Below are 12,576 nucleotides of genomic sequence, written 5' to 3'. Positions count from 1 at the left end.
TAGTAAATGACAACATCGCTTAATATTAATTTGGTTAATAGCAACAAAAAAAGAGGCTTAACGCATTCGAAACGATGCGTTAAGCCTCTTCATTATTAATGATGTATTTCCTTACCATAATGATTCTACTTTTTTAATTCCTTAACTGCATTAAGTACTTCAATAGCATGGCCTTTCACTTTTACTTTACGCCATTCACGAACTAGATTACCGGAAGCATCGATCAAGAAAGTTGATCTAACAATGCCCATATATTCTCTTCCGTACAGCTTCTTCATCTGCCAGACACCATACTGCTCACAAACTTTATTTCCCTCATCAGAGAGGAGTAAATAAGGAAGTTCCTTCTTCTCAATAAATTTCAAATGCGATTTGATAGGATCTGGACTAATACCAAGAACAACCGTATTTTCATCGTTGAACTGATGATAAGCGTCTCGCATATCGCAAGCTTGCTCTGTACAAGTTGGCGTCATATCTTTCGGGTAAAAGAATATAACGACATTTCTCCCGCGCAAGTCCATTAGCGAAATGATCTCCCCATTCGAAGCAGGGAGTTTGAACTTTGGAGCTTTTTTTCCTAATTGGAGTGACATTATTACTTTCCTCCCTTCTCCTTACGAACCTGCCCCGCGATATTTCTTCACGCCATGGTTCCAGATCGCCAAACCTAAACTGAAGAAGACAATACCCACTACAGGTGTAAGCATCGCTAATTGCGATAAATCATCTGTTTTCTTCTCTAAGAAGTAAGACGCTGGAATGACACCAACAAACGCAAATGGAAGCAGCCAAGTGAGTACGAATCGGATCATTTTATTATAAATGTTAACGGGATAACGTCCGTAGTTTTGAATGTTATACATAAGCGGAACAATCCCTGTAGGCGCATCTGAATAAAATGAGATGGCACTAAGCGCCGTATAAATACCTGCGTAAATGAGTACTGCACCGAATACAAACAAGAGTAAAATGAGTAAGTCTACTATTTCAAACGGCAAACCCATTTGGGACCAACAATATGCCATTATGCCCGCTCCTACGAACGAACCAATGAGCGATTGTGGATCAACATTTTCGAACAACACTTGAAATAAACTATGGGCTGGCCGTGTCAGGACACGGTCCATCTCGCCCTTCACTATATACCGTTCGCTAAAGTTCCAAATACTAAAGAACGTGCTAAACACGCCATATGGAATCATGAAGAAGCCGTATACGAAAACAACTTCTAACTGGGACCAACCGCCAAGCGTCGGTGTATGTTGGAACACGATTAGAATAAAGATCAAATTCATCCCTTGGAACAATAGATCAGAAATAACTTCAATCCAGAAATCCGCACGGTATGTTAGTCTTGTCTTCGCATAGTTTTTAATGTATTCCCAAAATAATGATGCATATCTCATCTTCGCTTACCCCCCTTGCACGATCAGTCGCTTACGCGCTGCACGCCATGTTAGCCAGATTGGAATAAGCAATATTACAAACCACATCACTTGAATAGAAAAAACGCCTGCCGCTTCATTGAGCGGAGTTCGACCTGTAAATACTGAGCTTGGCAAATACGTTATCGCTTGGAATGGCAACCACTCCATAATACCAGTCAACCACCCAGGGAAAAAGGCGATCGGAACTACTACTCCAGAAAATAAATCAACCATAACGCGTTTCATCCGCATCATACCTTCATTATTTTCCACAAAGAATGCAAAAAGTCCCGTTAAGATGTTGATTTGAGAATTAATTAAAAAGCTGAAAAACAACATAACGAGATAAATAAGCCACACGGCAGGATCAGTAGGCAAAGATACCGGGAAGATGAGACAAACGATAGCTAGTCCCGGAACCATAAACAACAGCAGTCGGAACAAACCTTCCCCAAAACCTTGCATCATCTTTACAAGGAGATAAGAGTAAGGACGAATAAGTTGAACAGCAACGCTGCCATCACGAATTTCATTGGCTATCTCGCGGTCTAAATTATTAAAATAAAAAGCTCTCGCCATCCATGACACCGCAATGTAGGTTGTCATCTGAGCTACTGTAAACCCTGCAAGTGTGTCCTGTTCCCCATAGATCGCTTGCCATAGAAAATAATACGCACCTATATTAATCGCATAAATAATAATACCGCTATAATAATTAACTCGGTATGCAAGCATCATAATAAAACGAATGCGGATAAAATCGATATAAGCGCTCATCATGATGAAGCGACTTCTTTCTTCGTTGCCTCTGCAGATCCCGATTGATAGATACTTCTAACAATATCGTCTGTGTTCGTTTCGAAGATTTTGATATCCCGAATGTCAGCACCGCCTACAACTCTAGCCATCGCATCTGAGAAGCTAACTTCATGAGGAACAAACAGCTTCGCAGTCATATCGTTTTCGATTGTCCAACTTGCATTAATTCCATCGGTCAGAGCTTTAAGCTTGTCTAGAGGTGTTTGTTTTCCGAATTGGAACTGTATTTCGCGTCCTTTGCTCCACTTCGTCTTCAAATCATCTAGTCCACCATCATAAATAATTTTGCCATCATCAAGCATAATGACGCGCGAGCATAGTGCTTCGATATCTTGCAGATCGTGTGTCGTTAGCAGGATAGTTGTGCCCTCTTCTTTGTTCATTTGCATAAGGAAGTCCCGAATTTCGGTCTTAACAACAATATCAAGTCCAATGGTAGGCTCGTCCAGAAACAAAATAGACGGATTGTGTAATAAAGACGCAACGAGCTCACAGCGCATCCGTTGGCCTAGACTTAACTTACGAACGGGTCTGTTTAATAAGTCTCCAAGCTGAAGGCGCTCAACCAAATTGTCTAACCTCTTACGGAAATCAGGTTCGGACACTTTGTATACTTTACGAAGTAGTTGGAACGATTCAATAACGCCGATATCCCACCATAGCTGGGAACGTTGTCCGAAGACGACACCAATGCCGTTAACAAATTTCTCCCTATCTTTAAAAGGAACATAACCATTCACTTTAAGCTCGCCAGCAGTTGGTACAAGGATGCCTGTAAGCATCTTAATCGTTGTCGATTTCCCTGCCCCATTCTCACCAATATATCCGCAAATCTCACCTTGCGGAATTTGAAATGAAATATCTTTAACGGCACGAACTTCTCTATATTCTCGCTTAAACAAATCCTGCAGTGCACCAGACAATCCTTCTCTATTTTTCTGCACACGGAAATCTTTGCGCAGATCTTTAACATCAATTGCTAACATTGTGTTGTAGCAACCCCTCTCCTATCGACATTTCCTGGGAAATAACGATTTTATTATGCCCAAAACGATAAAACTTGCAACAAGTCTACCAAGAGCTTTATAATTTTATGATATGTAATCATACATCAGTTATCTATATGCGTAAATGGTGCATGCACAGTGTGCGCCTGTATTTGCGAACAGTCGCCATTATCTGTAATCATCGAAATCGATCGCAGATACCTCTTTCGCATGTACACACATATAACCAATGCTTTCCACCTTACTTACATGAACGAATTAAACTAATTTGTCGCACTTGAAAGGAGACCAATAAACGCAATGCGTACAGGGTCGGAAAAAAAGAAAAAATTCAGATGGAAATGGCTAATCATTATCCTCTCCATCATCGCTGCTGGTATTTTAACAGCAGCGATCATTTGGGGCGCTGGTATATATAGTGCTTTAGACAATTTCAAAAAAACACCTGAGGAATCCATCTTCAAAGTGGTTGAACCCAAAAATGTTGTGGAAGTGCCGAAATGGGAAGGAACGGAACGCGTCAACATTATGTTGCTCGGTGGCGATGCACGTGATGCCAAAGACGGAGATATTGCACGTTCAGACTCTATCCTAGTTGCTTCAATCGATCCTGTAACGAAAAAAGGACATCTCTTCTCTGTCCTTCGTGATACGTATGCCGAAATTCCAGACCATGGAGATGGAAGAATCAACACCGCTGTTACAATTGGTGGACCACCACTTGCGATGAAAACAGTCGGTAATCTTCTTGGTCTTGAAATTCAATATTTTGTATATACCGACTTTGAAGGCTTCAAAGCATTAATTGACACAATTGGCGGTGTTAATTTTGAAGTCGAAAAAGATATGCGATACCGTGATAATGCAGACGGGAATCGTTATGATATCGATTTAAAAAAAGGATATCAATTGCTTGATGGCGATAAAGCTCTGCAATATGTTCGTTTCCGTCATGATGCGATGAGTGATTTCACTCGTACAGAAAGACAGCGGAACTTCCTTACAGCAGTAGCCAAAGAGATGAAATCGACTTGGAACATCGTACAGATGAAAAAGATATTAGAGAGTGTGTCTCCTTATATTGAAACTAACTTATCTGTCAGCGACATGCTTAAGTTAGGACAACTTGGCGTTGAGACCCAAATTGGCGGCACAGCCCAAATTCCTCCGATGGAGCTTGTAGGCGAAACGCATGTTGGCGGTGCATCAGTTATTAGTATTCGTGATACGGATGCGCTCATTGGTTACGTACAAGAAGTTCTACTTAAGGATGACACGATGCTTCCTCCAACTGAATCACCATCTCCAGATGGTAAAAGCAATAGCGATAGCACAAGTACTTCTGGGGAGTCACTCAACAGCAGTTCGAGCAGATAACAATATTCAGCTTTGAGTTATATTGTGTTAACAATTAGTCCCAATGTTCATGGACAGCCTACTCGACTAACGAGTAGGCTGTCCTCAGCTTGTACAAAAACTTCTTTTTTGAAAGGAATGGAATAATGAGTTCAAACAGACCAACTTCCGAAAAACTATATCAAGAAGCACTTCAACATATTGTCGGTGGAGTGAATAGTCCATCTCGTTCCTATAAAGCTGTTGGTGGTGGCGCACCTGTATTTATGAAACGTGCTGAAGGCGCTTATTTCTGGGATGTGGACGATAACCGTTACATCGACTATTTGGCTGCTTACGGGCCAATTATTACAGGACATGCTCACCCACACATAACAGATGCAATTGTACGTGCTGCACAAGATGGTGTTCTCTACGGAACTCCTACTGAGCTAGAAATAAAGCTTGCTCGCATGATGAAAGAAGCGATCCCATCGTTAGATAAGGTTCGCTTTGTTAATTCAGGAACTGAAGCTGTGATGACTACAATCCGTGTGGCAAGAGCTTATACAAAACGCAACAAAATCATCAAATTCGCAGGCTGCTACCATGGGCATTCCGATTTAGTGTTAGTTGCGGCTGGTTCTGGCCCTTCCACTCTTGGCATTCCAGACAGTGCGGGCATTCCGACAAGCATTGCACATGAAGTCATTACTGTTCCATTTAATGACCTAGATGCTTTGGCTGTAGCACTAGAGCGTTGGGGTGACGATACAGCGGCTGTAATGGTGGAACCTATCGTTGGCAACTTCGGTATGGTTATGCCCCATGAAGGCTATCTTGAAGGGTTGTGCAAGCTAACAAGAGATGCTGGTGCACTCGTTATTTACGATGAAGTAATCAGTGCTTTCCGTTTCCATTACGGCGCGGCTCAAACATATAGCTTCTTCCCTAATCATGCATCAGTTGAACCAGATCTAACTGCGCTTGGCAAAATCATTGGCGGCGGACTACCTATCGGCGCTTATGGCGGTCGTCGTGAAATTATGGAACAGGTTGCTCCACTAGGTCCTGCTTATCAAGCAGGAACAATGGCAGGTAACCCTGCATCAATCTCTGCTGGTATCGCATGTCTTGAAATTCTTCAAACACCAGGCATTTACGAACGTATGGATGCACTATCGACGAAGCTTGCTGCGGGACTTAACGAAGCTGCGAAGAAGAACGGCATACCGCTTACGATCAATCAAATTCGTGGCTCCTTCTCTGCTCACTTCTGTGACCACCCGATCACGAACTATGACGAAGCTCAAGACACTGACGGTGAAATATTCGGCAAGTTCTTCCGACTTATGCTTGATCAAGGCATCAATCTAGCACCATCCAAATATGAAGCATGGTTTATGACAATTGCTCATACGGATGAGGATATTGATGCTACGATTGAAGCGGCGAGCAAAGCGATGGCTGCACTATAAAAATACTTAAAAATGCGGTTAAGGAGCATTTGATTTTCTCTTCTCTGAATCACTAGAAAACCCTTGATAACCGCTATGAAGTGTACCCCTTTAGTATTGAGATTGGGTATATCCGATGCAATTTTTCAAGCGCTAGTTTAGTAGACAACGAATAAAGCCATTGATCACAAGCTGACGACGGTACTCAACCGGAGTCAGCTTCTTTAGTTTCTTCTTGATTCGTTCTTCATTATAGACAGGCTGATTTGGGCATGAATCTGTGGTAGCATATCGTGGTAAGCATAAGACAAATACTGAGTTGATCGTTACGTACAATCAACTGAGTATTTGTCCACAATTCTTTTGTTTATTAAATACTCTTTCTAACGTGTGTAATACAATGAATGGTCAGCTGTGAAATCAGAGTTTAATAGATTCTCTGTAATGCTAAACTGCTTATACATACGCATCTAAGTCTTATCACAATCACTATTATCTATACCAGGTTCTTCTACATTTTGGCGTTATGTCTTTACTTGTAGTTTTATTTTAATAGCTTTCAATTTCATCTCTTGACTATACTTTTTTAACTTTTTCCCTTTTGTCGCCATGCCAAACGCCCCCTAAAATAATTTAGATTATCACCGGGGGCTAATGTCTATTTTTGGGGAACGGTTCAGTTCTGTATGTGAGTTTATCATCAGTTGCAACCGTTTTATACTTTTACTTGTTATAAGATTATTCCGCATCTGTTTGAGTAGGGGAATGTTTAAAGAAAACTTTTTTCCTATGGCAGGCTCTTGTACATATAAAATGGTTCTATATTGGTTCCAATGTAATATCCCTTAACTACTTTTAATTCGTAGTTATTTAGCTTTCCTTCTAGTATAACTTCTTTTATTGTTACATCTCTAACTTTGCCTATTGTTAACGAAATAACTTTCTTAGATTCTGTTTGATAATCAAGTTGTAGGAAACTAGCGTTAAAAGGATGTATCCCTGGGTACCAACTATATCCCTTATCAGATACCGTTACACTGCCTATTCCAACGGCATCTGCATCATTTAGTTTAAAAAGAACTATTATCTCATTTTCTATTGATAGTCTTTGTATTTCAATAGAATCTGAATCTGTTAATCCTTTTTGAATAGTTTCATCTATTGTTTCAAACCATTTTTGTTCGGACACCTTATTACAACTTGATATCAAGAGTGTAACAATAATTAAAACTATCATAATAACCAATCTCTTCATACCTTTTAGCCACCCTCTTTACATATCTTTTTTTTCAATATATTATATTATTTGTAACAAAAATACAATAGATGGAGTGGTGAATAATGAAAAAGTTTAGCTCAGTACTTATTACGATTTGCCTCATGTTTAGTCTTAGTACTGTTATCTATGCAAGTGAATCGCCTTCAAGTGAACAACTGAATACAGTACAAAAGAGTATTCATCAGGCGAATACTTTTCATGATCCAAAAACAGGGAACGTAATTTTGGCAGTATATGAAGTTGATCCAGATGGTAGATTAGTAGAAGTTCCTATGGAGGTTTATAAAGCAGAGATACAGAAATCCGAATTAGAAAAAAACAAATTAGAAGAAGATTTATATCTAGCACAAACTGCTAAATATTTCGAATCAGCTTCACAACGCACTATTATTAATAACGTTTATCCGACAAGTGGTACTATTAACCTTTATTACTACAAGTTTATTATTAATAGATCATACGAACATTACGATCCATACGCGGCAGTCAGTGAACCACTCTTGTGTAATACTACAACTCATTGTCCGCTTGCTGTAACGTATACTATTACTAAAACACATACCTTTGGCGCTAATGTGAACAATACAATTAAAAAAGATGCTGTGCAAGCAGCTGCTGGCTACAACTACTCATCCGCAACTTCAGAACAAATAACATACACTTATCCTATACCTCCCGGAAAAAAAGCATACGTAGGATTTCATCCAAAAATGAAAACTGATACTGGTGATTTACAACATTGGCATCGCTATAATAACACTGACACTTTACTCGGTACAGAATACGGATATGTGACTCGCCCATTAAAATCACCACTTGGTAATGCAGCTGGTTATTTCCTACTTATTGACTATACTACAGGTCTGCCTCTACAAAACTAAAACTTAAATTAAATTAAATTTGTATTTATGCTCAACCTTTGTAGAAGACTCTTCTGCAGAGCTTGAGCTAAAATATTATTTTCGGAAGAATTTATGAGGTTAATATGCTGTGCGACAACTATTAGCAAAGATTCAAATTACTTTATTAGAATCATGCAATATATTCGTTGGTATGTTCATCCAAACAGCTATGGAACTTTACATATCACGCTGACAGAGAAAGATAGTTAATAAAAAGGATCCACCTATTAGCAGTCCATAATAGGTGGATCCTTTTTAATTTAATTCTTAATAATTTCTAATCAATTCTTCTATCTTATTCAATCAATATGATCCTGTAGCTGAGTATATTACTCAACCAACGACTTTATCTTCGGAAACACCTTTAGTGCCGTTTTGTAAAATACATCCTCATGGTACTCTACCGGAATAAGCTCCTTCACAAATTGAATATAAGGTTTCACTGGAGCAAGCGGCCAATCCGTTCCAAACAGGAACTTCTCATAGTGATCACAATACGTAATGGCATGTCGCAGATGGGAGAAAAAGAGCGGAGAGTCCTTTAACCGCTCGCAATTCGCTTCGTCACCTACCATTAAGCCTGATAAATCAGCAAACATATTGCGGTTTTTATATACGACCTCTGCCCCATCTAACACCCATGGATCTCCAAAGTGAGCCATCATAAAGTTAACATCTCTGTACTTTACAGCTACCTCGTCCAGGGCAAGTGGATGCGAATACTTTAATAATCCCCGCTCCGAGTATGTATCACCCGTATGGAATACGACAGGCATCCCGTATGTGGCAGCTAACTTGTAGATCGGATCATAAACACTGTCATACGCAAAAAAAGGATAGTAGCCTAAGTAGATTTTCAGTCCAACAACATTCGGCTTTTGCATATCTGCTTTAATTCTAGCCAGTGCAGCAGCATCCAGTTTAAAAGGATTGATTCCGAGGCAATAGACAAGCTGAGGCGGAAGCTCATCAGCTAGATCCAGCCCCATCGGTGTAACAGACTCCGCATCAGGGAAACCATCTGCTTTCGTTTCCGTCAGCCCCATACCGATTCCTAATACGACGTTATTTTCCGCATACTCTTGCAAAATACCTCTAACAGAATAATCTACAAACGATTTTTCTTTAGCTGTACGCTTGAACTCTTCAATATGAGACAAATGCATATGTGCATCAATGATCTTCATTGTCTGTCCTCCCTTTGTCGTCAAATCTTAATGCCCTTAATTCAGTCAAGGAATCAGCTGGAATCATTTTGTCAGCAAACAAGAAAAAGACAGGTGGTGTAAACATAACGCTGTTGTCTGGCAAGTTTAACTCCCGTACAACGGAAGCACATACGACTTCCTTATTCGAGTACACATCCAGCTCTGCTGCACTCTGATCCGTTACGATGTGCAATTGCTCTTTCCTTGATGGTGAGGATATTACATAGTCGGAAACTTCGTTAACGGACAATCCGCCTTGTCCCAGCTTGTAGTTCAGTTCCTCACCGGATACTCCAACTGTCTTGAGCCTAACCTCATCCCCGTTACTTTCTGCTTGTAAAAAGATATCAGTACTCCAGCTCTTCCCAGCGAAATAGGTTCCCGTATGTTGAACAATTTGCACCGTATGGCATAGTACAGGCACTCCCGGCATAAGCAAAAAGTATTGATGACAAGTTAGACCACGATACTTTTCTTGTTTTTGTACGGAATAACTAACCTTAATGCCTTGCCAAAGGTTCCCTCTGTTATCGACAAGCTCGGCAAAAGAAGCTTCTCGTTTTTCCTTAACTATGGAGTAAGCACTTAGTTCTTCAATGAAATTGCCAACCCCACCTGCCCATGGATTCCACCATGATTTAGGCTGCCTTTTCGGGAATGAGCTTGCGAGCCATTGTTGACCGTTGCTGACTAACGAATAAAGTGACGAAAAGAAATTCGGAGCTGCTTTTATTTGTATTAGACCGTTGTCCGCCACAAAAACTTGTTCTCCCTGCTCCTCCGTACACTCCATTTTCACTTTGCCATGACCAACTGGGAAAATTGCGGTTCGCAATTGAATCTCATGTGTAGCAAATCGTCCATCTACATTTACGATGTCATATGAGCTCTCGCAACGGGATATAGTAAAGCTCGATTCCGCCTTCTCCTCGTCCTCAGTAATAAGCTGCGATTGCTTGGAAGAAGCTCCATTTTGTAGCGAAGCAATTAACTCCCCTTCCAAATACTGCATTTTATACTCTTTCACCTGTATATCAACTTCATCCGCTATGACAAATGGGTTTCGTTTATTCGCCGTCAGCTCCAGATGTGATGTTAACGATAGATCAGCTTGAAGAGCTTCCTTACGTGCAAATGCACGAAACTCCTTCCAACTCGGATAACCCCCATGAGTGAGGTAGATTGGTCCGTACTTTTTGCTGCTACGCGGCTCTAGAGTGCCAAGATTCGTTTCTAGAGAAACATTCCAATATTGAAAATTGATGAGATACTCCTCTGGCCAACAAATCCCCCACGGGCCCTCTTCATCTCTAGAAAACAGCCAATTTTCACTAAAAAGCTCTCCGTCCCAATATTCATATTCACTGCCATAAGATGCTGGTACTTCAACATATCGACCTTGATATGGCAATATTGGACGCTGCAGATGATGTCCAAAGCCTTGCGCAAGCCAAAGCTCAGAAGCTGCTATATTAGTTGAAAGATTCGTTATCTCGATTACGTGCTCGACCGTACCATCGCCGAACAACAGCGATTTTTCCATCAGCTCGATTTGTGGATATGAACTTGACCGATACGTAACATTTATGCCGATTGCTCCTTGCTCCTGTGTGAAAACGACTTGCTCAGCACGTTTTTTGGAAAATTCACTTGAAAACGGTTTGCCGAGCTTCGGATAACTGAGGTTAGTAGATTTGCCAGAACCACAAGATACGGTAATCTCGTTATCGTCTTTGTTTAAGGAGAGAGTGTAACGTCCGTTATGAATTTGCCACGTTTGCTCCGTTTCCCCTGACAACATAACACCTAATCCAGGAAATGCAGCACCTATTTTCTTATCAAAAGAGACGGAACTTCCATCTGATCGTTTAGCTGTTATTACTATATCCGCTTCATAAAAGCCGTGTTGCAGCAAGTCAGCAGAAAGGGGAAGTGAAATCCGTTGTTTGGCATTCATATGAAGGCTATAACTATTCTCCTTAAGTTTAAGAAATGAAGATGAAGGCAATTGGAATGAAATCTCCGCATCTTCAGCAAAGTTATTTTCCACATCGAGATAAAGTGGTGCCGCTTGCCCGATATACGTTTGCCCATGTACTTGCAACGACAAAGAAGCAGGAAACTTGGGAACTATTCCAACTTGAAACAGCGCTGACTTACCATTAATCAGTAACATTGTTTTGACACGAGGATGCGTACGCCAGACACTTTGTTCTTCCTTGATCTCGTCAACAAAAAAGGTTGCTGTTAGCGTCGTTTCTCCTATTACCTCAACATTGTGCTCATAATCGAAACGTATATTTTCACTGCTTTCACCCCTCAACGATAACTGCAGCGATTTGCCTGATTTGTTCGTGATACGATATAAAATCTGATACTCCCGTCCAAAAACCAGCTCCATCTTTTCTACTTCAGCAGAGATCAAATAATCATCTGTCTCGATCAGACGCATACCACGACCAAGCCGCTCAAACTCTACACACAACTTCGTTGACCCTTTTGCCCATGAGTAAGCGAAATAATCAAATTCATTTTCTTTACGTCCGTCTGGTTCGATTACAATGTCTCTAATGGAATCTTGATACCAGTCAAGCTCATTGAAATAGTGAGCGATAGCTTCTGTACGAAGCACTGTAGGTATCATGTTCATTAAATGTGTACAATCGTCACGATCTTCCCAGAAAAAACCGAACTTTTTGTATAACGGAACAGCCTTTGTGTTGCCTGCCCATGTATATAGATCAAGTCGTGGCCAACCAAGTTCAATCGTTTTGGTTAGTGCGCAGTCAAGCAGCATACGACCTACTTTTTTGCCATGATAATCAGGACGTACATTAAGCAGAGGGATATAAAGTGCTCCCGTATCTTCACGGTATTCCCCTAAGCTGCAATAGCCGACTACTTTCTCACCATCCATTGCCAAGTAGAGTGCTAGAGAGTCCGAACTCGATTCTTCCTGCTTAACCTGTTCTGCAGTTGAGATCGAGTTGCTGTCTCCCCAACTGTCACGGCTGTTGTTCCACATATCTGCTACTTGGCCAGCCAAATCAGGGTGGTAAGGGACGATAGTGATTGGATTCATAGTTGTACGCACCTCATTTACGTTGTAATTTTCTGTATATTACACTAGATTATCATT

General features: G+C 40.7%; 11 protein-coding genes. 3 read left to right on the top strand and 8 right to left on the bottom strand.

What is annotated here, in order from left to right:
• Positions 1-125: 125 nt before the first annotated feature.
• The 4 genes from bcp to I6N90_RS14255 are packed head-to-tail and all read right to left on the bottom strand — an operon-like array spanning position 126 to position 3,235.
• Positions 126-596, bottom strand: coding sequence for a thioredoxin-dependent thiol peroxidase (gene bcp, locus I6N90_RS14270; RefSeq protein ID WP_197936272.1), 471 nt, complete (start codon positions 594-596; stop codon positions 126-128).
• A gap of 21 nt (positions 597-617) precedes the next feature.
• A complete protein-coding gene (locus I6N90_RS14265) occupies positions 618-1,409 on the bottom strand; it encodes an ABC transporter permease (RefSeq protein ID WP_197936271.1) in 792 nt (263 codons plus the stop codon).
• A gap of 6 nt (positions 1,410-1,415) precedes the next feature.
• Positions 1,416-2,210, bottom strand: coding sequence for an ABC transporter permease (locus tag I6N90_RS14260; protein WP_197936270.1), 795 nt, complete (start codon positions 2,208-2,210; stop codon positions 1,416-1,418).
• Positions 2,207-3,235, bottom strand: coding sequence for an ABC transporter ATP-binding protein (locus tag I6N90_RS14255; protein ID WP_197936269.1), 1,029 nt, complete (start codon positions 3,233-3,235; stop codon positions 2,207-2,209). Before I6N90_RS14255 ends, I6N90_RS14260 begins: the two co-directional genes overlap by 4 nt.
• Before the next feature lie 321 nt (positions 3,236-3,556).
• On the opposite strand from I6N90_RS14255, the gene I6N90_RS14250 reads away from it, so the two are divergent.
• Entirely contained in the window at positions 3,557-4,633 is a 1,077-nt protein-coding gene (locus I6N90_RS14250; RefSeq protein WP_197936268.1) for an LCP family protein, read from the top strand.
• 125 nt (positions 4,634-4,758) lie between these two features.
• Entirely contained in the window at positions 4,759-6,069 is a 1,311-nt protein-coding gene (locus I6N90_RS14245; RefSeq protein ID WP_197936267.1) for a glutamate-1-semialdehyde 2,1-aminomutase, read from the top strand.
• Between the two features lie 132 nt (positions 6,070-6,201).
• Here I6N90_RS14245 and I6N90_RS25460 read toward each other — a convergent pair whose 3' ends face one another.
• Together I6N90_RS25460 and I6N90_RS14240 are read right to left on the bottom strand one after the other, a co-directional pair.
• The gene (locus I6N90_RS25460) at positions 6,202-6,384 is read right to left on the bottom strand and encodes an IS3 family transposase (protein ID WP_442950962.1); all 183 of its coding nucleotides are present in this window, start codon (positions 6,382-6,384) and stop codon (positions 6,202-6,204) included.
• A gap of 451 nt (positions 6,385-6,835) precedes the next feature.
• The gene (locus I6N90_RS14240; protein WP_197936266.1) at positions 6,836-7,303 is read right to left on the bottom strand and encodes a hypothetical protein; all 468 of its coding nucleotides are present in this window, start codon (positions 7,301-7,303) and stop codon (positions 6,836-6,838) included.
• A gap of 86 nt (positions 7,304-7,389) precedes the next feature.
• Here I6N90_RS14240 and I6N90_RS14235 point away from each other — a divergent pair, with 86 nt between their 5' ends.
• A complete protein-coding gene (locus I6N90_RS14235; protein ID WP_197936265.1) occupies positions 7,390-8,208 on the top strand; it encodes a DUF6060 domain-containing protein in 819 nt (272 codons plus the stop codon).
• Positions 8,209-8,558: 350 nt separating this feature from the next.
• Here the strand turns inward: I6N90_RS14235 and I6N90_RS14230 are convergent, their stop codons facing one another.
• Together I6N90_RS14230 and I6N90_RS14225 are read right to left on the bottom strand one after the other, a co-directional pair.
• Positions 8,559-9,416: an amidohydrolase family protein gene (locus tag I6N90_RS14230; protein WP_197936264.1), complete on the bottom strand. Its 858-nt coding sequence runs from the start codon at positions 9,414-9,416 to the stop codon at positions 8,559-8,561.
• Positions 9,403-12,519, bottom strand: coding sequence for a GNAT family N-acetyltransferase (locus tag I6N90_RS14225; protein ID WP_197936263.1), 3,117 nt, complete (start codon positions 12,517-12,519; stop codon positions 9,403-9,405). The genes I6N90_RS14230 and I6N90_RS14225 overlap by 14 nt, the downstream gene beginning before the upstream one ends.
• Positions 12,520-12,576 lie beyond the last annotated feature (57 nt).

Origin of the sequence: Paenibacillus sp. GSMTC-2017, from assembly GCF_016019935.1 — a bacterium.
In the GTDB taxonomy this organism is placed as follows: Bacteria; Bacillota; Bacilli; order Paenibacillales; family Paenibacillaceae; genus Pristimantibacillus.
Note: the sequence above shows the minus strand (reverse complement) of the source record. Positions and strands in the feature narration are given on the sequence as shown.

Bases quoted from the DNA above. Each gene is read 5' to 3' on its own strand.
- I6N90_RS14250 (WP_197936268.1), top strand. From the start codon at position 3,557: ATGCGTACAGGGTCGGAAAAAAAGAAAAAATTCAGATGGAAATGGCTA.
- I6N90_RS14235 (WP_197936265.1), top strand. From the start codon at position 7,390: ATGAAAAAGTTTAGCTCAGTACTTATTACGATTTGCCTCATGTTTAGT.
- I6N90_RS14245 (WP_197936267.1), top strand. From the start codon at position 4,759: ATGAGTTCAAACAGACCAACTTCCGAAAAACTATATCAAGAAGCACTT.
- I6N90_RS14260 (WP_197936270.1), bottom strand. From the start codon at position 2,210: ATGATGAGCGCTTATATCGATTTTATCCGCATTCGTTTTATTATGATG.
- I6N90_RS14265 (WP_197936271.1), bottom strand. From the start codon at position 1,409: ATGAGATATGCATCATTATTTTGGGAATACATTAAAAACTATGCGAAG.
- bcp (WP_197936272.1), bottom strand. From the start codon at position 596: ATGTCACTCCAATTAGGAAAAAAAGCTCCAAAGTTCAAACTCCCTGCT.
- I6N90_RS14230 (WP_197936264.1), bottom strand. From the start codon at position 9,416: ATGAAGATCATTGATGCACATATGCATTTGTCTCATATTGAAGAGTTC.
- I6N90_RS14255 (WP_197936269.1), bottom strand. From the start codon at position 3,235: ATGTTAGCAATTGATGTTAAAGATCTGCGCAAAGATTTCCGTGTGCAG.
- I6N90_RS14225 (WP_197936263.1), bottom strand. From the start codon at position 12,519: ATGAATCCAATCACTATCGTCCCTTACCACCCTGATTTGGCTGGCCAA.
- I6N90_RS14240 (WP_197936266.1), bottom strand. From the start codon at position 7,303: ATGAAGAGATTGGTTATTATGATAGTTTTAATTATTGTTACACTCTTG.